Consider the following 24,099-nt stretch of genomic DNA (forward strand, 5'->3'; position numbering starts at 1 on the left):
CCCAAAACTTTTCAAACATCCTCTTAAAATTAGTAATTTTAGGCTAAATTATTTTGTCTGACGCACTCTACAGACTACTACAAAATATCCGAAAATTAATAACTAGCGATTGGGGTTATTAGCTGAAATCACGTAACATTTTTTTCAGTTCTAGATTGTGCATCTCTTCTTGTCCAATCATACCACGGGCAAATTCTTCGAGATAAATGCTGGCATTGGTGACTGTTTCTAGCAGACTTTTATACAAATCTAGGGCTTTTTTTTCGTGGGATAAACTTTCGGCTAAGATATCCTTAACTGTATGTTTATATGTCTCTTCCATTTGAGCAATTTTCAGGGAAGGATGCCCTTCTAATCCTGTGAGAATTTCTCCTACTTGTTGGGCATGAAGTAACGATTCAGCAGCTTGAGCTTTGAAAAAAGCTACTATTGGTAAGCGGTTGGGTCCTGTAACCATTAAGGAATAATGAGTGTAGCGAACTACTCCTGCTAATTCAAATTCCATGATGGCGTTAAGTAAATCTATTGTTTTTGAATGGTCAAGTTCTTGCATCATGTTGTTAAGTTAAAGAAAATTACAACTGGAGAGCAAAAGTTAAAGAGTTATCTGTCGAGATTATTGTTCACTCTTAACTTTTAATGATTTTGTCTCTTTACTTATTTTAATTCAAGTCGCTAGTGGTTAATCTTCAGAAATTTTGTAGTTTGTAGGGTGCATCAAACATCAATACTGTTCGGTTAAGACCTATGTTTTAGCCTCAAATTCGTAAATTATTGAAAAAAATCACACCCAGGCGATCGCCCTTGTGTATATTATAAGAACTAAGAATTTTTGTCAATAAGTTTTTAAGGTCAAAATTTATTTGTTAGGAAACGCTGATCTTTTTTCTGACGCAGAGACGCTCCAGATGCGGAGAAAATAGAAGAGTTTAACTCATTTTCTTTAATTTTTACGCTCGAATTGCCCGTTAAGGCGTGAAATGTTTTAAACTGGATGATTGAATTTTATTTGGGTGGTAGTTTACTGTGTCAAGAAAAATTCTCAACCCTAAACGGATATCCTTGATCTTGATGGGGATTCTCAGCTTTTATCTAGTGATTGGTGCATCTTCTCCAGCCTATGCGATGCACATCATGGAGGGTTATTTGCCACCTAGTTGGGCGATTTTTTGGTGGGTGGTGGCTGTACCATTTTTGGCTTTAGGATGGCGATCGCTCTCTCGCATTACCCAAGCTAACCCACAATTAAAGTTACTTTTAGCATTATCGGGGGCTTTCACTTTTGTCTTGTCGGCGTTGAAAATCCCCTCTGTAACGGGGAGTTGTTCCCATCCTACAGGGACAGGGTTAGGTGCAGTGTTATTTGGACCCATGGCGATGTCGGTTTTGGGAACTCTAGTATTGTTATTTCAAGCTTTACTATTAGCCCACGGTGGTTTGACGACATTGGGAGCCAATGCTTTTTCGATGGCGATCGCAGGACCCATTGCAGCTTACTGGATCTATCAGTTAATTGTCCGATTTACGGGTAAACAAAGAATTGCGATTTTTCTCGCCGCAGCGTTAGCCGATTTACTCACTTATATCATCACTTCTTTACAACTTGCCCTAGCTTTTCCGGCTTCTGTGGGTGGATTTATGGCTTCATTTGCCAAATTTGCGAGTATTTTCGCAATTACTCAAGTTCCTCTAGCCATTAGTGAAGGCTTGTTAACTGTTTTGGTGTGGAACTGGTTACAATCTTACACAGTCGAAGAACTGGAATTATTAAAATTTATCAAAACACAACCTCAAAGTAATGAATCAATCTAAACAAGGGTTAGGAAATTGGTTATTGGTACTAGCTGTGATAACTTTAGCGGTTGCACCTTTAATCTTTGTCCGTGGTGCTGAATTTACTGGGGCTGATGGCCAAGCTCAAGATGCAATTGGTGAAATTAAACCGGGATATGAACCTTGGTTTAAACCCTTGATTGAGCCTAGTAGTAAGGAAGTGGAAAGTTTATTATTTAGTTCTCAAGCTGCTTTAGGTGCTGGAGTCATTGGTTATGCAATTGGATTATATAAAGGGCGTTCTCAACAGCAAAAAAATAGTAAAGAATGACTCTGCAAATAGATACAATAGCTTACACCAATAGGTTACGTTGGGTAGCACCAGAACAGAAATTAATTTTAGCGATCGCTCTCTTAATTATCGCTGCCTTTGCTCATCCCCCCGTACAAATTTTAATCGCTGTATGGATGAGTATTTGGGTAGTTGTTTATGCAGGTATCTCCATCCAAATCTACCTAAAATTAGTGTACATTGCTAGTTTATTTTTGTTAACGAGTTTACCTGCTTTAATTATCAATGGTGTAGAAATTACTAATTTAAATCTAATAGTAAATGACTCCTTTACTGGATTCACCATTGGTTCTTATTACCTGTATATCAGTAAACATGGAATTGAGCAAGGGTTGACAATTTTTACCAGATCAATTTCTTCCCTTTCCTGCCTATATTTCCTGATGTTAACAATTCCTTTTACCGAAATTTTACAAATTCTGCGCCGTATCGGTTTTCCTGTATTATTAACAGACCTATTATTGCTGATGTACCGTTTTATTTTCGTCTTATTAAACACAGCTTCCGATTTATGGACAGCCCAACAATCTCGTAATGGATACCGTACCTTTAAAATTAGTATGAAAAGTTTATCATTGTTAATTGGGCAATTATTCAAACGTACCCTAATCAATTATCGTCAAATCTCCTTAACTTTAGCATCAAGAGGATTCAAAGGAGAATTTAACTTTTGGCATTCTCAACGCCATCATTTATCTAGAAGGTATGCAATAGAAGCAATTATTGGATGTGCGATATTAATTACTTTAGAATCCCGTCATCACCTATAGCAATGCAAGAATATTTACTAGAATTTCAACAAGTCTCTTATGTATATCCAGGTGCAAAACAATCAGCTTTAAGTAATTTAAATTTAAAAATTCCTCTTCACAAAAAATGTGCAGTCATTGGTCAAAACGGATGCGGTAAAACCACACTTTTCTTATTAGCCAATGGTTTATATCAACCCCAAAAAGGAATTATATATTGGCAAGGAAAACCCTTAAAATACAATCATCAATCACTGGCAGATTTACGCCAAAAGGTAGGATTAATTTTTCAAGATCCAGAACAACAATTAGTAGCTTCAACCGTTGAAGAAGATATTTCTTATGGCTTGTGTAATTTAGGATTACCAATGGCAGAAATTCAAAAGCGAGTAGAACAGGCTTTATTAGAATTTGAACTGATAGAATTTGCAGAAAGACCAGTACATCATTTAAGTTTAGGGCAAAAAAAACGAGTTTCTATTGCTGATGTAATGATATTAAAACCAGAATTACTTTTATTAGATGAACCAACGGCTTACTTGGATCAATTACATACTCGCAATTTAATGGCAACCTTAAAAAAAATTCATGCAGATGGAACAACAATTTTAATGGCTACCCATGATTTAGATTTAGTTTATCGTTGGGCTGATTGGATTTTTGTTATGGATAAAGGTCAACTTGTATTAGAAGGAAACCCCCAAGATGTATTTAGTCAGCGTGAATTTCTGGAAGAATTACAGTTAGGAGTTCCATTTGTTTATAAAATATTATTTTCTGAATGGAACGATTTAGAACCACCAGTTTTAAAACAATTAAAAGAAAAGATTTGGAACTTGTTTAGTCCCCTTTGAAAAGGCAAATTTAAAATCAGGATTTACTCACGAGTTACGGAATAAACGAACCACAGAGACACAGAGAACACAGAGCAATGAGGGTTTGAGTTATATTGTGCGTAAGTCCTGATCATGATGTACCCACGGGATACGAAACATCAGGGTTTGAGATTGCGTCGTCCGCTTCGCAACAACGAAAATACCTTAGAGGGTGTTTGAAAAGTATCAGAATTAATCGAGATCCCCCCGCTAAATTCCTCAAAGTCCCTCTTTCTAAGGGGGATTTAGGAGGATCTGGGGGTGTCATATCCCACAGTAAAAAGTTTTAAAACAACCTCTTAAACTCAGAACTAAAGTTTCTTATCTGTTCCCTGTTCCCTTTTTTTGTAAGGTATACACAAATCAAACAGGATTGGTATTTTTGGTATTAACTTTTTGTAAATAAAATAAGGGTATAAACCTGATCTGGCTTTTACCACAAGACCTGCACCTAACTTTTTGACAAAGGAACAACAATAATAAAATTCGTTGGTAATTAGGTACTCTAGTTGATAAACGAATTTTCTTACTTCCACAAGTACGGCATTTCATTATTCTTCTCATGTGCATATAATTTTATTGTTCTTGAGTTTTGTGGTCGAAAATATATTTGTCATTTTGGCGTACTGTCAATAAGTTTTATGTGATATGATTCCTACTCCTTTAAATCATGTATTTTCCTATGTGTTTGATAAACAAGACTTAACTAAAAAATATAACCACAAAAATTATATATTCTGTTAAGAAATTTGAATTAAAATCTTTGCAGATACAAACATAAAAATAAAATTAATAAAAATTAACTTTCAGGAGAATCAGTATATTATGTGATGTGTTATTTTTTGCCAATTTACCCTAACCACCAGTGTAAAATCCCCCAAGTGGGCATTGTCAAAACCAGAAAATCATGTTTGTTATTAACTTAATACCCTAGCTATATTACTGCATAGGTGTTAAAAAAACCATTGGAAAAATACGGGGAACTTCATGCATATTCCTGATGGATTCGTTTCTGTACCAGTAGCCGGTGTTACAAGTTTAGCAAGTGTGGCAGCTTTATCCGTTGCCGTAGTGCGATCGCAAACAGCCTTTGGTGTTCGTCGCGCCCCCATATTGGGTTTAACCACAGCCTTTATTTTCGCCGCCCAGATGATCAATTTCCCTGTTGCGGGGGGAACTAGCGGCCACTTACTAGGAGGTGCTTTAGCCGCTATTATCTTAGGTAGTCCTTGGGCAGGAATGTTATGTATTGCCACGGTTTTAATTATTCAAGCAGTGCTATTTGCTGATGGTGGCATCACTGCCTTGGGTGCAAATATTTTAAACATGGGAGTCATAGGTGTTTGGGTGGCTTGGGTATTAACTCAAACCTTACAAAGACTACTAGGGGGAGCAAAATCACGTTTACCCCTAGCTGCGGGTATTGCTGCTGGTGTGAGTGTGGTCGTAGCGGCTATAGCTTGCGCGATTGAATTAGCGCTTTCGGGTACAGCACCAGTGAATATAGTTTTACCTACTATGACAGGTGTACATATTTTGATTGGTATTGGAGAAGGATTAATTACTGGCGGTGTACTAACTTACTTGGCTATAGCCCGTCCAGACTTATTACCAGGAGAAGAGCAGAAATTCCAGGGGTGGTTAGTACCTGTTGTTAGTATTATATTGGTGGCAGGTGTGCTGTCCCTGTTTGCTTCCGGCTGGCCAGATGGGTTAGAAAGAGTAGCAGAAAATTTAGGCTTTATCGACTTAGCTGAACAAGTGCGGGTAGCAGTACCTACACCCTTAGCTGATTATGAGATTCAAGGCTTAGAACAAATCGGTACGAGTATTGCTGGGCTACTGGGATCGGCAGTTTGCTTTGCTGTAGCCTTTGGGATTGCTAAAGTCGTGAAACCTAAGAATGCTTAAAATGTCTTTGCCATTACGGTTGCAACTGTCTCTGGTGATTGTCGTTGGGGCAGCTTTATTAAAATATCATGCTTGGTCTAATTTGTGTGTCTATGGCGCGATCGCTCTTTTGTGGGCTTGTTTATTACGTGTCCCCCTCCGTAAGTTGGGGGGTTTACTGGGTACAGAATTGATATTTTTGTCCTTGGTAGCCCTACCCTTGGGATGGGAAAGAGCGAGTTTTTTGTTAGTGCGATCGCTAATTTGTTTACTCACCATGAACAGTTTTTTATTAACTTTACCTCCCCACAGTTTCGGGATCGCCCTCAAAGGTTTACCCATACCAGCCGTATTTAAGGAAAATTTGCTTCTAGCTGCACAATATTTAGAAATTTTGCTCTCAGAAGTGGCGCGGATGCAGCGTAGCGCCCAATTGCGAGGTTTAAATGGTGCAGCAGGATGGTTACGTTATGCTAGTGCTGCTATGATAGGAGCTTTATATCTTCGTACCTTGGAAAGAGCAGAACGAGTTTACGCGGCAATGATCACTCGTGGTTATAGGGGGCAACTGCCTATGGATTCTACCCTTAAACCAAAAGAGCGTCTTACCCTTTTAGGCGCTGTTTCTACGGCTACTTGTTTAACATTTAGTTCCTATTTTCAGTTTTAATAATCATAAAAGTCATACACCACTTCAACACACTCAGTGCAAGCAAAAGACTTTCCAGCCTGTTCATTCTTCCTTTCTACACATTTTGACATCATTAACATATCATTCCCAAACATCTATCTCTAAACCCCACAATCCGGTTCTAGAGGTACAAAAACTGGTATATGCTTACTCTCACCAGCAACCAGTTTTAAACGAAATTTCCTTTACCTTGAACGTAGGCGATCGCGTTGCTTTGATGGGTGCAACTGGTTCAGGAAAAAGCACTTTATTAGAGAACCTGATCGGTTTAAAACAACCCCAAAGCGGTAAAGTTTTAATTAATAATATTCCTGTCGAACCTAAGACTCTACCAGAAATCTGGCGACAAATCGGGTTTGGTTTCCAAGATGCCAACGATCAATTATTTATGCCCACCATCTTGGAAGATGTGAGCTTTGGACTCCGTAACTATGGTGTACCATTGGCAGAAGCAAATGAGCGATCGCACCAACTATTAGCTAACTTTGGTTTAGCCACCTACGCCCACCGTTCCGCTCACGAACTTTCTGGAGGACAAAAGCGTTTAGCGGCCTTAGCAGCGATTTTAGCCCTAAATCCAGCCATTCTCATTTTAGATGAACCAACAACCGGACTTGATCCCGCATGGCGAAGACATTTGGCTCAAGTATTATTAAATCTGCCTGTACAAGTAATGTTAATTGCTTCACATGACCTCAATTGGTTAGGCAAAGTCACCCAACGCGCCCTCGTCTTATCTGGTGGTTGTATTCAAATAGATCAGGATATTCAACCACTTTTACAAGAAGGGCATACTCTTAACCAGTTAGGTTTACCTACCGATTGGTAATTTTCAGCATTAGATATCTACTAAAAACCGTTATAAGTAATTAGGCAGAATAATTACACATATTCTTTTCCTATTCCCTGTTCCCTGTTCCCTGTTCCCTGTTCCCTTTCTCAACGTAGGAAATTAATTTTGCACTATCACTTATAAAACCCACTCCAATCTACACTTCAACAGAACCTTAAACTATGAATAAAGATTCTGAAAACGAGTATATTGCGGCTTTAACTGATTTACACGCTGGACTTAACCATAAAGGTCCCGGTGACTCTGACTTCTCATACAACATATTGCAGAATCTTTCAACTTTGCCCCTGAAGCCACGAATTGCTGATTTGGGATGTGGAAGTGGTGCTAGTGCATTACTGCTTGCACAACACTACCAAAGCACTGTGATGGCAGTGGACTCCTCATCTGTTTTTATCGAGGAACTCAAAGCTCGCGCAGAACAGGTTGGTCTTGAGCATCTGATCATTCCGATTCATGGCGATATGGCTAAACTCGATTGGTCAGTGGGTTCCCTTGACCTGCTTTGGTCTGAGGGTGCTGCTTATAATCTTGGGTTTGAGCAGTCCCTAAAAATCTGGCGACCTCTTCTTACGAATAGCAGCATTGCCGTTATATCAGAAATGAGTTGGTTTACTGATAATCTACCAGAACCTGCGATCGCCTATTGGCAAAACGCCTATCCAACAATGGGTACTGAAACAGAGAATATCAATCGGGCTAATAGGTCTGGCTTTAGGGTACTTTCTACCCATCGGCTACCGAGTCAGATTTGGTGGGTCAATTATTATGAACCACTCTGTCAGCGGATACAGCAGATCGAAATCACCCCAATTACTCAATTAGTTATTCGTGAAACTCAAGAAGAAATGGGACTGTTTAAACAATTTAGCGACTCCTACGGTTATACGTTTTATGTGCTACAAGCAGCTTAGGAAAAGCCTTCTAATAATTCCCTTGGAGCGACTGTATGCTGATGACAATTTTCCCCTAGCAATTGTGCCACAATTGCGGCAGATTCAATATGATTTGCTGACTTCCTACGAAGCTGGACAAGCAAATCAAGGTATTCCAGATGATGAACATTGGTATAGACTAGAGATTGCATTTGTAATACGCAATTGAAGAAATGTCTATACAACTTTAGATGCTAACATAGTACCTTCCAGCTAAATTGATTAAGCCTTACCCCCTCCATCACAAAACGAAGGGGGATATGATCTCACAACTAAGCCGTGAAATACTTTGCTACAGGGTGAGTTAGCAACACCGTAACCCACCATTAATTTTTAACTAGCTGAACTAGCTTGATTATTCAACCAAGTTACTAAATCAGATGCACTTGTAAAATCTAATAACGCTAAACCTAAATTCTCCAAATCTTCCACAGACAACTTATTAATTTGCGCTTGTAATTTCTGACTAACTCCACCTATGCGCCGTTCAAGTAGACGCATGACTAGATTTAACGCCTCTTCATAGCGGACTTCTTGATAATATCTGGTATTGCGTAAATCACTAATACTAAACATTCTTGCTAACTCCTGGGGACTGAGACGGGGTAGTTTATACGAAACAATAGTCTGGATTAAATCTAGCAAATTTTTTTGCAGATTGGCATCCGGTAAATCTGATCTAGCTTGTGATAACAGGTTTCTCGCTAAAGCTGGAACTCTTTTTTCTTTCTCCACCACTAACTTAATAATACCTAATCCCAAGGATGTTTGTATATCCACCAGTTCATCCAAATATAACCGAGTTACCAATGGACTTTCTAGTAAATAGCGATAGGGTTCTATTTCCGTCGGTTCTATACTACGTTTAGCAAATAAAACTACAGCTTGCCAGGGTTTAGTAGAAGCGTAGAGATGTAAATAAAGAAAAATCTCTGAAAAAAAGCGAGAATAAAAATCTACATCTTTTTGAAATTGTACCTCTACAAAATAAATTGGTCTTTTTGGTTGATTATCTGTAGGTACAAATACACCATCAATTCTAAAGGCTGTTTGTTTCAATTCCACAGATGCAAAATCATAAGCTTCTGCTTCACTAGCTGGTAAATTAATCAATTCAAAAAAAGACTGCGGTAAAGTTTGAAAAATGCGATAAAAAATAGAATCAGTTTTCATGGTAGATGCTAATAGTGAAATTTGGTCATGATCAATTGGAAAATGGTCAACTGAAATATTTCTATTAAATATTTTTGTAAATGTTGATTGGATAAGAACTAGGAAATATCTTATAATAGGAGTTACGCATTAAGAAAATTTATTACATAGGGATAATGGATTTTATCTCTTGTAGGGTGCGTCAGACCGGATAATTGAGCATCTAACAGATTTTTTCTATCTGACGCACCGCACTAATAGGCGATTCCAAAAGCCTGAAACTAGGCAATTTCCAATTTCCTTCATACATATCATCTGCATTTTGTACAGTGCATAAGTCCTAATCTATTGCAGAAATTACTATAGTTTGTAATACGCAATTGAGGAAATATCTGCTTGGTTGCAAAGAAAAAAGTGCTAGATTTACGTGACAGCATTATTAAAATTGTGGTATAATTAAACCTACGTTGTTTAAAAAATACTTATTTATGCCTATCACAGTGTATTCTCAAAAGTTTAAACGAGAAATAGATATTGAGCAACTTTTATCTTTACTAGGACATAATTCTCTAGTTGATATAAATACTAAAATCCAAAATTTATCAAAGCATGAAAAAAGTGAAATTTATCAAGATGTTCTTTGCCCTATATGTCTTGCAAGAGGAGGAAAGATAATATTAGCATCAATATCTAAGCAAGCACATTTTAGATTTGACACTCATAATCATTTTTGTGATTACAACAACTCTAAACAAGATAAAAGTCAAAAAGGCAGAGTAGTAGATTTTGGTAATAATAGAAGTAGTGAGACAAAAATTATTAGAGAATTGGTTGCTAAAGGCATAGAACAAAAAATAATATCTCAACAAATTATTAGTGATATGAGAAAATATTTTTATGAAACCAAAGTTAATCATAAGTATAAAATGGATATTTCTATAGATGCTTTTCAATGGTTTTATTTATTAAAAACTTTTATGCGTGGAAATTTAAATATTCCAGATATAAAATTTAATCCTCTTCATGCACAATTATCTGAGTTTAATTGGGATATAGCTGCTAAAAATTTATTTAGAAATGAAAATAAGAATTTAATAGAGATAGCAAATAATTGTTCTTTGGAATTGGAAAATACGCAAAAATTGTATGACAAAACAAAAAAGGTAATTGAGAATACGCAAGGTAGCCTTGTTTTTGATGTTAAAGAATTAGAAATACCTTACCAAACCACTATTCAATTATCACAATTTATAGTTTTTAATCTTGCAATTTATACAATTGATAATGGTTATCGAGTGTATTTGAATAATTCTGATATAGTTTTAGCGTTCGCTGCATTACTGTTATATATTTCTCAATGGAATATTGACTTAGCTATATTAAAGTTGATAGAAATTGTAAAATCACCAGAACCTATTGATATTAATTCAGGAAATATTATAGGTTTAAATCCTTTTTACAATTTTGAAATATGGGCTAATATTTCTAAGATAAGAGAGGTTGCTAAAAATAGTAAAAATGGCTTTGATTATAAGGCTCAAATAGAGGCTATTAAAGAACAGTTGAAAAATGAATATAGGAATAATATTAAAAATTTTAAAAAAGACTGAGGTAAAGTTTGAAAAATGCAATAAAAAATAGAATCTGTTTTCATGGAAAATGTTGATAGTTATGAAGTCCACCTGTGTGGACTTCATTTTTATAGCCTCATCATTCTATTCTGAGGGATAGATTAAGCTGTGAAATACTTCGCTACGGGGTGATAAGCAATAATCGCTGTCGTAGACTGTTCAGGATATAACTGCTCACTTTCGTCCATGTACATTTTAATCCTGTCAGTACCCAACAACTCCAATTGCTTAAACTGATCCTGAATATTCGGACAAGCAGGATAACCAAAACTATACCGAGAACCTTGATAACGCTGCGCTAACATATCCCGAATATTATCCGGTTCAGAATCACCAAAACCTAACTCACGACGGATTCTAGCGTGTGTCCACTCTGCCAAAGCTTCAGCAACCTGCACCGCCAGACCGTGAAAGTACAGATAATCAGTGTATTGATTATTGGCGAATAACTTTTGTCCGAACTCCGTCGCAATTTCCCCCACAGTCACAACCTGCATGGGGAAAACATCAATTATTCCCGACTCCTTGGGTGCAAAGAAATCGGCAATACACAAACGACGGAGGGATTTTTGACGGGGAAACTCAAAACTGGTAATTTGTTCTGATTGATTCTCTACATTATATATATGTAAAGCATTACCTTCAGACTGACAAGGAAAATACCCATAAATTACACTGGGATGTAATAAATTCTCCTCAATAATTCGTTTTTTCCAACTTTCTAAAACTGGATAAACCTTCTCACCTAAAAACGCCTGATATTCCTCTTTAGATTGTTCCTTTGGTTTGCGGAACTGCCATTGTCCAGCAACCAAAGCTTGCAAATCTAAATACCAGAATATTTCTTCTAAAGAAATATCGCTAGGCTGTAATAACTGCGTTCCCCAAAAAGGTGGTGTAGGACGTTGAATATCTATCTCTACCGCTTCCGAACGTCTTGTATCAACCTCTTTTATTAGTTGAATATCTTCGTTTTTAGACTCTTGTTCTTGTCCAACCTTTTCCTCAATAAACTGATGTTCATTTTTTTCTGTTTCATCCAAAAATCCTTGGAGATCATCCCAGTTACCCACAGATTTTGCGGGCATTAGTTTATCCATGAAATGCAAATCTGAAAACGCATCTTTGCCATACACTACTCGACCTTTATAGGTTCTTTGACAATCATCATAGACAAATTTAGGAGTTAAAGCCGCACCACCTAAAATTACAGGAACAGTAATTCCTTGTTCGTTGAAAGTCTCCAAATTCTCTTTCATAAAGGCGGTAGATTTTACCAACAAACCACTCATAGCAATACAATCAGGATTATATTGTTGATATGCCTGAATAATATTTTCTACCGATTGTTTAATTCCTAGATTAATCACCTTGTAACCATTGTTAGATAAGATGATATCAACTAGGTTTTTACCAATGTCGTGAACATCCCCTTTTACCGTGGCAATGAGAAAAGTTCCTTTGGCATTATTCCCAGATTCCGATTTTTCCATAAACGGTTCTAGGTAAGCTACTGCGGTTTTCATGGTTTCCGCAGATTGCAAAACAAAAGGCAGTTGCATTTGTCCCGAACCGAACAATTCACCTACAACTTTCATGCCATCTAACAAAAATGTGTTGATGATTTCTAGTGGGGGATATTGTTCTAATGCTTTTGTTAATTGCGTTTCTAAACCAATACGTTCACCGTCAATAATATGACGTTTCAAACGTTCTTCAATGGGGAGATTTTCATCAATTCCTGTGTTGCGTTTGGCTTTGACTCCGGCAAATACTGTGGTAAGTTCTCCCAGGGGATCATAAACGCAGACATTACCTTCAAATTTGCGTTGATCATAAATCAATTGACGACAAATTTCTTGATGGCGTTCCTCAATCTTAGCTAATGGTAAGATTTTACTGGCGCTGACGATCGCTGCATCCATTCCCGCGTTCATGGCTTCGTGTAAAAACATTGAGTTCAACACAATTCGGGATGCTGGGTTTAAACCAAAGGATATATTAGATACACCCAAAATTACATGAGATCCTGGCAATTCTTGACGAATGCGGCGAATTGACTCTATGGTGGCTTTGCCGTTTTCTCTATCTTCTTCTATCCCTGTAGAAATTGGTAGAGCTAGAGTATCAAAAAATATTTCTGTCGGGGCAAGGCCATATTCTACAGCTTGACGATAGGCACGTTGAGCAATTTGAAACTTTTTCTCTGCTGTTCGCGCCATGCCATCTTCGTCAATTGTCCCAATAATGACACCCGCACCATACTTTTTCGCTAATTCTAGCACCTTTAAAAACCGGGGTTCGCCGTCTTCGTAGTTGGTGGAATTGAGTAAACACTTACCTCCAGCGACTTTTAACCCGGCTTCCATTTTTTCCCATTCGGTGGAATCGAGCATTAGGGGTAAAGTGACATTATTAACAATACGAGAAACAACTTCCCGCATATCACGCACACCATCACGCCCTACATAATCAACGTTAACATCTAATATGTGCGCGCCTTCTTTAACTTGCGATCGCGCCATGGAAACTAATCCATCCCAATCTTCTTCGTTTAGTAAATCACGGCATTTTTTAGAACCACTGGCGTTGAGACGTTCACCGACAATTAAGAAGGAGTTATCTTGGTTGTATGGTTGAGTCGTATAAATTGATGCGGCTGCTGGTTCTAAACTTGGTTGTCTCAGTTTTGGCTGTAAATCTTTGGCGATTTCTGCTAATTGTTGAATGTGTTCTGGTCTTGTCCCACAGCAACCCCCAATCACTTGGACACCCAAATCTTCAACAAAGTGCATCAACGACATCCGTAATTCTAGCGGTGTCAGCCTGTAGTGTGCTTGACCACCAACGTTTTCGGGTAAACCGGCGTTGGGTACACAGGAAACGATAAAAGGTGAATGTTCTGATAAATATTTGATGTGTGGTTTCATCAAGTCTGGCCCGGTGGCGCAGTTTAAACCAAGGATATCAATGGGATAAGGTTCTAAAATTGTCAAAACGGCGGCAATTTCTGTACCTACTAGCATTGTTCCCATGCTTTCCATGGTTACAGATACCATTAAGGGTCTTCTTTCCCCTTTTTTGGCAAAAATTTCTTCAATTCCATTCAATGCTGCTTTAATTTGCAGTACGTCCTGGCAAGTTTCCACTAAGAATAAATCAACACCACCATCATACAAGGCTTCTGCTTGCTCGGCAAAGGTGGCCTGCATGGTGTCAAAGTCGATATGTCCCAAGGTGGGGAGTTTGGTGGTGGGTCCAATGGAACCGGCGACAAATCGGGGTTTTTCGGGGGTGGAAAATTCGGCGGCCACTCCTTTGGCTAGTTCTACAGCAGTTTTATTCAGGTAATATGTTTGGTCTGCTAGGTCGTATTCTGCTAAAACTATGGAGGTTGCGCCAAAGGTATCGGTTTCAATCACGTCTGCACCGGCGGCTAGGAAATCACGGTGAACTTTGGCGACGGCTTGGGGTTTGCTATGGACTAAGTATTCGTTACAGCCTTCATACTGCGCTCCTCCGAAGTCTTCGGCGGTGAGATTTTGGGTTTGGAGGTTTGTCCCCATTGCACCGTCAAAGACGATTACTGGGCGTTCTGGACTGTGTAGACGTTCTAAAAACGGATGGGTCATATTTTTGAAAAAGAATGGTGATACTCGACTTAACTTATTATTTTCCAAAATTCTGATAGTTTGGACACGATTTATAGAAATTGCCTGACTCTGTTAGCTTTTTAAGTAAATAGGGGTTATTATACAGACACTTTTAGATCAAGTATGTTAGGAACGCTGACTCTAGCGATCGCTCTTAACTCTACATCAATAATCCGTTAGGAAAGTTTTTCTGTTCCCTGTTCCCTCTCTCAAAGAATGAATTTAATTTTGTCCGACTACTTAACAGTGTTTAGATATGATAAATATTGACACGGAAACAACACAGTAGTATTGTTAGTTTATTCTTGGGTAAAAGCTGTTTTAATAAGTTACTAAAGTTATACTACTTTTAATTAGTGTAGTTATCTTGTTCTTTATCGGTAAAATTACTGAAGAAAAAATCTATACAATAAGTCAAAATAAAATAACAAAAAATACCAGCATCTAACTATAGGAGTATTTGGTAAATGCAAAACTCAGTCTCATAGGGCTGAAATAGATGTTTAGTCTAATTTGGATATTTTAGGTTTGATGTTCATAACTTTAGGTTAATTAGGGAATTACGATGAGTACTATTTTGGTGGTTGAAGACGGGTTGACTGATATGGAGATCATCAGTCAATATTTGCAACAAGCTGGTTACTATGTGGTTAGTGCGACCAGTAGCGAAGAAGCTCAGGAAAAAATAGAACGGGGAACTAAGCCAGACGTGATATTTTTGGATGTGATTTTACCTGGTAAAAGTGGTTATGAAATTTGTCGAGAACTAAAAAATAATCCTGATACTAGCAAAATACCTATAGTTTTTTGCTCTACCAAAAATACTGATGTAGATAAAATGTGGGGTAGTATGTTAGGCGCGGACGCTTACCTATCAAAACCAATAGATAAAGAAGAGCTAGTATTTACTTTGAAAAAAATAATTAATAAGTAGGGAAATTCTTGACTTATTTATTTGCTTAAATAGAGGAACCGGGTTTGGATAGTTAAACAAAAAATGTGATGAGCTTTTTGATTTTTCATTTTTGTGCAGAGATGAGAAGGAAATAGTAGTTAAACTGCATAAACCAGGATAAAGGATGGTTAACATTGGAAACCAAACAGAAATTTTTAAGTTTTAATTTGGGAGCAAAAGACACGGCTGTTATTTCTCTAGAGTATATTGCTGAGGTTTTACAAATCTCTTTGGCTGAAATATGCGGTGTTCCTCAGATGCCTAATTGTGTATTGGGGATTTATAATTGGCGTGGTGAGATGCTTTGGTTGGTTGATGCAGAAGAAATGTTAGGTTATCCATCGTTTTCACAAGGATCAAATTTCCTCTCAAAAATGATGGCGATTGTGTTAGAACATGAGGGTAAATTCTTAGGTCTGTTGGTGCGTCAACTAGCGGATATTGAATGGATGGATACTCAGGAGATAAAACCTTTAGCGGCTGAATTATTTAGTTCAGCAATGACACCTTTTTTGAATGGCTATTTTATCAATAGTTCTGAGGAGATGATTTTGAATGTAGATGCCTTAGCGATAATTAATGCTGCTGTTTGGGAAGTTCACAGTTAAGAATTGGGATTGGTTGATTCTGGGTTATTACTAAATAGTTATTGAGGTGAAAGAGATGACTACTATCTATCAAAACAGTGAAGAGATTACTGGAAAAAGTTTTAGCGAAGTCGAAAAATTAGATAAAAACATTAATCACAATGATTCGGGTGTAGCGATCGCTCAGGAGTTTAAAAATTGGCGTAGAAGCCTTCAAGACATAGCCAAGTATATGCGTCCATGCCCAGATTTAGACAGTTTGCTGAAGATAACTGTAGCTAAGGTACGGGAGAAAATCGTGAGCGATCGGGTTTTGATTTATCAATTCACCACCGATGAATCAGGTGTGGTTTTAGCTGAATCAAGAATAACAGGGTGGACACCAACAAAAGGAGAAAATCTGCCGGGAATTTTGTTTGGTTTATATACCAGTCAAGACTATGTAGAACCCGTAGCCATTGATGATATTAATCAGATTCAAAGTACACCCTATCAAAAACAACTACTGGATAAATTTCAAATTAAAGCTAGTTTGAGTTTACCAATTTTTGTCGGAGGTAAAGTTTGGGGATTACTGGTAGTTCATAGTTGTACCTTAGCTCGTCAATGGCAAGAAATGGAAATTGCCTTATTAACTCAGGTAACAACAGAAATTAACTATAGATTGCAAAATTTTGAATACGAAAGAGAGATCAAACAGTCCGCATTAGCTAGACAATCGGTAGCGAAAATAGTCGGCAAGATTGTACAGTTACCAAGTGTCGATAAAATCTTTCAAACTATTACCCAAGAAGTACGGCAGTTTTTGAAGTGCGATCGCGTAGGTGTTTATCGTTTTAATCCAGACTGGAGTGGTCAATTTGTTGCTGAATCAGTAGGCAATAATTGGGTGAAAATAGTCACCCCAGACTATAAAATGGTTTGGGAAGATACCCACCTCCAAGAAACCCATGGTGGCAGATATGCCAAGGGTGAAACCTTCGTTGTCAATGACATTTATCAAACAGGTCATGCCCAGTGTCATATTGAGATTTTAGAGCAGTTTGAAACCAAAGCTTACATTATTGCGCCAATTTTTTCTGGGGAGAAACTGTGGGGTTTATTAGCAGTTTATCAAAACTCTGGAGCGCGGATATGGCAAGATTGGGAAGCTAGTTTTTTAACTCAAATTGGGTTGCAATTTGGCGTAGCTATATCCCAAGGAGAATATTTAGAACAACTGGGAGCGCAATCAGAAAAACTGGCACAGATAGCTCAACAAGAGAAAGCCTTAACCAAAATAGTTAACCGCATTCGTCAATCTTTAGATGTAGGAGAAATTTTAAAAACAGCGACTCAAGAAGTGCGGCAAGTCCTCAAGTGCGATCGCGTGGCTGTTTATCAATTTCATCCAGATTGGAGTGGGGAATTTATCACCGAATCCGTAGCAACTGGATGGATAAAACTGGTGGGGTCAGGGATTAAAACCGTTTGGGAAGATACCAACTTACAAGAAACCAAAGGTGGCAGATATGCCAAGGGCGAAACTTTTGTTGTCAATGACATTTATCAAATGGGTCATGCCCAATGTCACATTGATATTTTAGAGCAGTTTCAAATTAAAGCCTACGTCTTAGTTCCGATCTTTTTTGGTGAAAAACTTTGGGGTTTATTGGCAGCGTATCAAAACTCTGGAATTCGTGAATGGCAAGCTTCAGAAGTGAATTTCTTAACTCAGGTTGGCTTACAATTCAGCCTAGCTAAATCACAGATAGACTATTTGGAACAGGTACAGTTAAAATCTGACGCTCTAACTCAAACAGTTAGACAAGAACAAGCAATCAATAAAATTCTCAATCGGATTCGTCAATCCTTAGATTTGGACATAGAAGAAATATTCAAAGCCGCTACCCAAGAAGTGCGTCAAGTCCTCAAGTGCGATCGCGTAGCTGTTTATCAGTTTCATCCAGATTGGAGTGGGGAATTTATCGCCGAATCCGTAGCTGCTGGATGGATAAAACTTGTAGGTCCAGATATCAAAACCGTTTGGGAAGATAGCAACTTACAAGAAACCAAAGGTGGCAGATATGCCAAGGGCGAAACCTTTGTTGTGAATGACATTTATCAAATGGGTCATGCCCAATGTCATATTGAAATTTTAGAACAGTTTCAAATTAAAGCCTATGTCTTAGTTCCGATCTTTTTTGGTGAAAAACTTTGGGGTTTGTTAGCAGCTTATCAAAACTCTGGAACAAGGGAATGGCAAAATTCAGAAGTGAATTTCTTAACTCAAGTTGGCTTACAATTCAGCCTAGCTAAATCACAGATAGATTATTTAGAACAAGTACGTCTCAAGACCGAGAAATTAACTGAGATTGCCGACCAAGAAAAATCATTCACTAAGATAGTTAGCCGCATTCGTCAATCTTTAGATGTAGATATCAACGAAATTTTCACAACCACATCCCAAGATGTGCGTCAACTGTTTAAGTGCGATCGCGTTGCTGTTTATAAATTCACATCCGACTGGGGTGGAAATTTCGTCGCCGAATCAGTAGCCAGTGGTTGGACAAAACTGGTAAGCCCCGGTTACAATGCCGTTCTTGATGATCCTTGTTTACAAAAAATCCAAGGTGGGAACTATGTCAAAGGTGACAAATTAGTAGTTAACGACATTTATCAAGTCAGTTTTGACCCCTGTTACATCGAGATATTAGAAAGATTTGAAGCCAAAGCTTATATCATCGTACCAATATTATTTGGTGATAAACTTTGGGGACTATTTGCAGCTTATCAAAACGATCACACCCGTGAATGGGAAGAATCACAAGTTAACTTATTAGCCAGAATTGGCGACCAGTTAGGATTGGCTTTACAGCAACATGAGTATTTGCAAAAACTCCAAACCCAATCAGCCAAACTAGCAGAAGCAGCAACTAGAGAAAAAGCAGCCAAAGAATTACTCCAACAAAGGTCAATTCAACTGCTAATGGCACTCAGACCCGCCCTAGATGGTGATTTGACAGTACGCGCACCGATTACAGAAGACGAGTTAGGTACAATTGCTGATGCCTACAACAGTACCGTCCAAGCACTACGGCAAATCGTCATTCAGGTACAAACAGCCGCCCAACAGGTAGCCCAAACCTCGAAAACTAGCAACACTTCCCTGGGAGGATTAACTGGTTTAGCTAAAGAACAATCGGAAGAAATCACTGCCGCCTTAGGAGATATTCAACAGATGGTTGCTTCTACCCAAGCAGTGGTAGCCAACGCCGATTTAGTGCAGTTAGCCCTCAAACAAGCCAACCAAACCGTAGATTCTGGTGATATTGCCATGAACCAAACAGTGAATGCGATTCAAGGGATTCGGGAAACCGTAGCCCAAACTGGCAAAAAGATTAAACGTTTGAGTGAATCATCGCAAAAGATATCCAAAGTAGTGAATTTGATTAGTACCTTTGCTACCCAGACAAACGTACTAGCCTTAAATGCTGCCATTGAAGCCACCCGTGCCGGTGAATTTGGCAAAGGTTTTGCCGTTGTAGCCGATGAAGTGCGATCGCTATCTCGTCAATCAGCAGCCGCAACTATCGAAATTGAAAAATTAGTCCAAGAAATTCAAACAGAAACCGGTGAAGTAGCCCTAGCCATGGAAACCGGGATTCAACAGGTAGTGGAAGGAACGAATTTGGTTAATCAAACTCGCCAAAACTTGAATGCGATCGTCGCAGCAACGGCAGAAATTAGTCAATTAATTAATCAGATTACAGACGCAACCAAAAAACAAATGACTCAATCTGTAACGGTGACAACATCCATGAATGATGTAGCTGCGATCGCCAATAAAACCTTTGCTGAATCCCAAGAAATTGCGACAGTATTCCAAGATTTATCAGGCATGGCGCAAGACTTATTAACAACTGCTAGTAAGTTCAAAGTCAACTAAATAACCAATTTAGAGACGTTCCACGTAACGTCTCTATAAATCATATTCCTTGCCGATCCAAAATACCTTTAAAACCTTCGCGCTCTTTGCGTCTTTGCGGTTTATTTAAAATTAATTAGTGAGAGATTTATAACCACTACTAATTTATTCTGACTCCTGACTCCTTCTGCAATCTTTCCTAATATAACAAAATATATGATTACCGATAACTCCATCCGTGAACAAGGCTACGCTTACTTCCTCACAGAAGCACCAGAATTACTCCAAACTATCGAACAAGATTTATTTACTTTAGCCGAAGACTATAGCATTTCTAAAGTACATAACTTAATGCGGGCAACTCATACAATTAAAGGAGGGGCAGCTAACGTTGGGCTAGATACTATTCAAATGATTGCCCATTCCTTAGAAGATATTTTTAAAGCTTTATATAATCCAGATGTAGTTATTGATTCCGAATTACAATCATTGCTATTAGATAGTTATGAATGTCTTCAGTTGGCCGTAACCGCAGAATTGACAGGTAGTAATATTAATAGTGAAGAACTCCTGGAACGGGCTAGTTCAGTCTTTGTCCAACTGCAAACAAAACTAGGTGATGCTTTTGGCACAGAACCCCATATTCCTACTTCTGAAGAATTGGGATTTGATATCGTTAAATCTATCTTTGAAGTGGGTGTTAAGCAACGCTTAGAAAGTATTGCGGAGGCTATTAATAGTTCACTAAATCCTGAAGAATTAGGAGAATTTCTCCACTCCCAAGTAGAAGTGTTTCTGGGTTTAGCCGAATCTTTAAATTTACCAGGATTAGTCGAACTTTCTCGCACTATTACAGCAGCTTTAGAGGCAAACCCTCATCAGATATACCAAATTGCCCCCATTGCCCTAGCTGATTTACAACAATCACAACAAGCAGTTTTGGATGGCGATCGCACTTCAGGAGGTTCACCTTCAACAGCTTTGCAAGCCCTAGCCAATTCCCCTAAAAATAGCTCTCTAGCTATATTACCCAAAAATGAATCAACTCTGACAGCCACTAAAAAATCTTCTGTCGCTACATTTTTAAATATTACTACCGACTTTTACCAATTTTTAATTTCTGGAGATAGGAATACCGAACCTTTAAAACCAGCAAATGCGAAATTTTATTTAAAAGTAATTCGCTATATTTTCGGATGGTTTAATCATCAAATGGATATAGCAGAGACAGAACTAAGTTTAGATTTATTAGTACCCAGATATGATCAAGCAGATCCAGTTGGGTATATCGAAGATTGGTCAGATCAATTTATGGCTTTTGTCGAAGATCCAAGAGATAGCCAAAACCTTTGTCTTTATCGTCGTGGGTTAATTTTAATTATTATTTTAGCTATTACTAAATTTCAGTATAGCGTTAAAACCAATAACCAGGCAATCGCTATAATTAAAAAACTTAAAACCCAAATTCGTCAGTTAGCCAAAGAATATAAAAATTACCCTCCTATCAGCGAACAACAAAAACAATGGCTGGATAGTCCTAAATTACAAACATTGTTAGTTTTTAAAGAAATATCTCCCCCAATTGATCTGCAACCGAACGAAAATTTATTAGAAGCTATCTGGGGAGGAGGATCTATTGGTGATACAACTAACCCTCAAACCGCAGAAGAAGTTCAAAATGATCATTATTTAGAAAGTGTGACATCATCAGCTATTATTGAAACTGCATTTACAGATGTTACTGAAACTAACTTAACTGATGACACCATAGCAATTACCCAACAAATAGAAGAAAAAGCACCAGATTCATCAACCAAAAATCTTAAACAACCTTCCTTTGTGCGAGTAAATGTAGAAGGCTTACAACAGCTTAACTACTTAACAGGGGAATTACTAATCTATCAAAAACGCCGCACAGTATACGATGAACAAATCACAGAACTAATCGAGCGATTAACTCAGCAAATTACCAGACATCAATCAACATTAAATCAATTACGTGATTTGCCATTGCAAGGGAATAATTTGACAGTAGAACCAACACAAAATTTCTCGGCTGTCAACTTTGATGTCCTGGAAATGGATGTGTATACAGAATTTTATTTAACATTACACACAGGTATAGAAGAGACATTACAACTACAAGAAACTGCCGAATCACTGGAATTTTTGCTCAAACAAGCTACTCAAATTAGTGATAAAAAACACAGTTTAACTCTGAGTATTATCGAAAATCTCGCAGAAGCCAGAATGTTACCCCTGGGAACTATCCTCAACCGCTTTCCGCAGATGGTTAATAAGCTGGCCAGTATCTATGGAAAATCTATAGAACTAAAATTAAGTGGTACACAGGTACTAATAGATAAAGCGATCGCTGAAAAATTGTATGATCCATTATTGCAATTAGTACGGAATGCCTTTGATCATGGAATTGAATCACCAAAAATTCGTCAACAATTTGGCAAACCAGAACAAGGTTTAATTGAAATTTCTGCTTATAATCAAGGTAGTCAAACCGTCATAGAAGTCCGGGATGATGGTCAAGGATTAAATTTAGAAAATATCCGAGAACGGGCGATTGAACTTAATATTATTCCAGGAGATGATCACGCTAGAGGTTATGTTCATAAATTAACAGAATCCGAACTAATAGAACTGATGTTCTCTCCAGGATTCACCACAGCTAATCGAGTCAGTGAAATTTCTGGAAGAGGAATGGGATTGGATATTGTCAGAACCCAATTACAATCTCTCAATGGTTCAATTTCAGTGCAATCATCTCAGCATCAAGGAACAACATTTATCCTCAAAATTCCCTTTTCTATGACCACAGATAAACTGATGTTAGTTCAAGCAGGGGGTGTGATTTACGCCTTATTGCTAGATAGTATTGAAAAAATAGTTATTCCTTCCCCTGAACAAATTAGAGAATTTGAAGGTAAACAAATTCTGCACTGGCACACAGAGGAGGAAGAAATGATGGTCAATCTTCTCAAACTGTCAGAATTGATCTACTATAATCGTCCAATCATGGGCAACACTCATCTGAATAGTTTAGTTAGTAATTCTGAAACAGGAATCACGAAAAATCCTGTACTGTTATTAAAACGTCAACAAGGAATTTTAGGTTTAGAAGTAGATCAAATCATCGGTGAACAAGAACTGGTTATTAGACCTTTAGGTAGTGCGATCGCACCGCCGAAATATGTGTATGGTTGTAGTAGTTTAGCCAACGGTAATCTGATTTTAATCATTGATGGCTCTTTGCTGGCCGATTCCCAGGAAATCACAGAACTATCGATCAATCTGGCATCCCAACAACAGGCATTACCAGCATCACAAGATACTTCAACACCATTACTAGCTGAATTTCATCCCACAAATCCCGAAATAGGGGTAATTAAAAAAGCATTAAAAGTAGTTTTAGTAGTAGACGATGCTATTAGCTTGCGTCAAACATTATCTCTTACCTTACAAAAAGCAGGTTATCAAGTCTTACAAGCACAACATGGTTTAGAAGCACTCGAACAATTGCAGTTACATCCAGAAATTGCAGTGATTATATCTGATTTAGAAATGCCACAGATGAATGGATTTGAACTATTAAGTAATATTCGACAAAACCCCAAATTCTCCAAAAAACCAGTCATGATTCTCACCTCCCGTAGTTCTGACAAACATCGTCAATTAGCTCAAGAATTGGGTGGAAATGCTTACTTTACCAAACCCTATTTAGAACATGAATTTATCGCCACCGTAGATAATTTAAGTAGATTAGCATGATTAATTCACACCAAATCAAACAAAAAATATTCCCCCTGATTAAAGCCATCTCAATTATACTTATTAGCAGTGCGATCGCTCTACAATTATGGGATATTCAAGCCTTAATCACTCATCATCAATTACCTACTAGCTTAAATCCAATTTTAATCATTGGTCGCTTGGCACTATTGGCTCATTTTATAGAAGGAATAATAGCTGCCTATTATGCAAATTCTAAAAATAAATTCCCCCTCCAATATGCAGCCTATACATTTTTTGTAGGCACAATTGGCTTATTAGAACTGTGGGAAAATCCCGAACATTAACAATT

Annotated in this window: 18 protein-coding genes; 15 read left to right on the plus strand and 3 right to left on the minus strand. The window is 37.8% G+C overall.

Translation table 11 applies throughout. From position 1 onward, the window contains the following. Positions 1–118: 118 nt before the first annotated feature. Positions 119–553: a ferritin-like domain-containing protein gene (locus VB711_RS03335; RefSeq protein WP_323284421.1), complete on the minus strand. Its 435-nt coding sequence runs from the start codon at positions 551–553 to the stop codon at positions 119–121. A gap of 518 nt (positions 554–1,071) precedes the next feature. Here VB711_RS03335 and VB711_RS03340 point away from each other — a divergent pair. The 9 genes from VB711_RS03340 (at position 1,072) to VB711_RS03380 (ending at position 8,287) form a co-directional block, all read left to right on the plus strand. After that, positions 1,072–1,812, plus strand: a complete 741-nt coding sequence (locus VB711_RS03340) for an energy-coupling factor ABC transporter permease (protein WP_323284423.1) — start codon at positions 1,072–1,074, stop codon at positions 1,810–1,812. After that, positions 1,799–2,104: an energy-coupling factor ABC transporter substrate-binding protein gene (locus tag VB711_RS03345; RefSeq protein ID WP_323284277.1), complete on the plus strand. Its 306-nt coding sequence runs from the start codon at positions 1,799–1,801 to the stop codon at positions 2,102–2,104. Before VB711_RS03340 ends, VB711_RS03345 begins: the two co-directional genes overlap by 14 nt. After that, on the plus strand, positions 2,101–2,895 hold the full coding sequence (gene cbiQ / locus VB711_RS03350) for a cobalt ECF transporter T component CbiQ (protein ID WP_323284278.1): 795 nt from the start codon (positions 2,101–2,103) through the stop codon (positions 2,893–2,895). Before VB711_RS03345 ends, cbiQ begins: the two co-directional genes overlap by 4 nt. Positions 2,896–2,897: 2 nt before the next feature. Further along, positions 2,898–3,728, plus strand: coding sequence for an ABC transporter ATP-binding protein (locus VB711_RS03355; protein ID WP_323284279.1), 831 nt, complete (start codon positions 2,898–2,900; stop codon positions 3,726–3,728). A 1,008-nt stretch (positions 3,729–4,736) separates the two neighbouring features. Continuing rightward, positions 4,737–5,660: an energy-coupling factor ABC transporter permease gene (locus tag VB711_RS03360; protein WP_323284280.1), complete on the plus strand. Its 924-nt coding sequence runs from the start codon at positions 4,737–4,739 to the stop codon at positions 5,658–5,660. Next, positions 5,653–6,309 (plus strand): energy-coupling factor transporter transmembrane protein EcfT, encoded by a 657-nt coding sequence (locus tag VB711_RS03365; RefSeq protein ID WP_323284281.1) that lies wholly within the window; start codon positions 5,653–5,655, stop codon positions 6,307–6,309. Before VB711_RS03360 ends, VB711_RS03365 begins: the two co-directional genes overlap by 8 nt. An 85-nt stretch (positions 6,310–6,394) precedes the next feature. Continuing rightward, positions 6,395–7,159, plus strand: a complete 765-nt coding sequence (locus tag VB711_RS03370; RefSeq protein WP_323284282.1) for an ABC transporter ATP-binding protein — start codon at positions 6,395–6,397, stop codon at positions 7,157–7,159. A 185-nt stretch (positions 7,160–7,344) separates the two neighbouring features. Beyond that, positions 7,345–8,097: a class I SAM-dependent methyltransferase gene (locus tag VB711_RS03375; protein ID WP_323284283.1), complete on the plus strand. Its 753-nt coding sequence runs from the start codon at positions 7,345–7,347 to the stop codon at positions 8,095–8,097. Then, on the plus strand, positions 8,078–8,287 hold the full coding sequence (locus VB711_RS03380) for a DUF5615 family PIN-like protein (RefSeq protein WP_323284284.1): 210 nt from the start codon (positions 8,078–8,080) through the stop codon (positions 8,285–8,287). Before VB711_RS03375 ends, VB711_RS03380 begins: the two co-directional genes overlap by 20 nt. 164 nt (positions 8,288–8,451) lie before the next feature. Here VB711_RS03380 and VB711_RS03385 read toward each other — a convergent pair whose 3' ends face one another. Further along, a complete protein-coding gene (locus VB711_RS03385; RefSeq protein ID WP_323284285.1) occupies positions 8,452–9,291 on the minus strand; it encodes an Rpn family recombination-promoting nuclease/putative transposase in 840 nt (279 codons plus the stop codon). Positions 9,292–9,758: 467 nt separating this feature from the next. Here VB711_RS03385 and VB711_RS03390 point away from each other — a divergent pair, with 467 nt between their 5' ends. After that, complete coding sequence (locus VB711_RS03390; RefSeq protein WP_323284286.1) at positions 9,759–10,880, plus strand: hypothetical protein; 1,122 nt, start codon at positions 9,759–9,761, stop codon at positions 10,878–10,880. Positions 10,881–11,002: 122 nt separating this feature from the next. Here VB711_RS03390 and metH read toward each other — a convergent pair whose 3' ends face one another. Then, positions 11,003–14,533, minus strand: a complete 3,531-nt coding sequence (metH, locus tag VB711_RS03395; RefSeq protein ID WP_323284287.1) for a methionine synthase — start codon at positions 14,531–14,533, stop codon at positions 11,003–11,005. A gap of 586 nt (positions 14,534–15,119) precedes the next feature. Between metH and VB711_RS03400 the strand changes: the two genes are divergently transcribed. The 5 genes from VB711_RS03400 to VB711_RS03420 all read left to right on the plus strand — a co-directional run bounded on the left by VB711_RS03400 (position 15,120) and on the right by VB711_RS03420 (position 24,094). Continuing rightward, positions 15,120–15,488 (plus strand): response regulator transcription factor, encoded by a 369-nt coding sequence (locus VB711_RS03400; protein ID WP_323284288.1) that lies wholly within the window; start codon positions 15,120–15,122, stop codon positions 15,486–15,488. Between the two features lie 155 nt (positions 15,489–15,643). Beyond that, positions 15,644–16,117, plus strand: a complete 474-nt coding sequence (locus VB711_RS03405) for a chemotaxis protein CheW (RefSeq protein ID WP_323284289.1) — start codon at positions 15,644–15,646, stop codon at positions 16,115–16,117. Between the two features lie 55 nt (positions 16,118–16,172). Then, on the plus strand, positions 16,173–20,024 hold the full coding sequence (locus VB711_RS03410) for a GAF domain-containing protein (protein ID WP_323284290.1): 3,852 nt from the start codon (positions 16,173–16,175) through the stop codon (positions 20,022–20,024). Between the two features lie 195 nt (positions 20,025–20,219). Then, positions 20,220–23,786 carry a hybrid sensor histidine kinase/response regulator gene (locus tag VB711_RS03415; RefSeq protein WP_323284292.1) on the plus strand — a complete coding sequence of 1,189 codons (3,567 nt, stop codon included), beginning with the start codon at positions 20,220–20,222 and terminating at the stop codon, positions 23,784–23,786. Then, positions 23,783–24,094 (plus strand): hypothetical protein, encoded by a 312-nt coding sequence (locus tag VB711_RS03420; protein ID WP_416233550.1) that lies wholly within the window; start codon positions 23,783–23,785, stop codon positions 24,092–24,094. The genes VB711_RS03415 and VB711_RS03420 overlap by 4 nt, the downstream gene beginning before the upstream one ends. Positions 24,095–24,099 lie beyond the last annotated feature (5 nt).

Source organism: Cronbergia sp. UHCC 0137, assembly GCF_034932285.1.
In the GTDB taxonomy this organism is placed as follows: Bacteria; Cyanobacteriota; Cyanobacteriia; order Cyanobacteriales; family Nostocaceae; genus Cronbergia.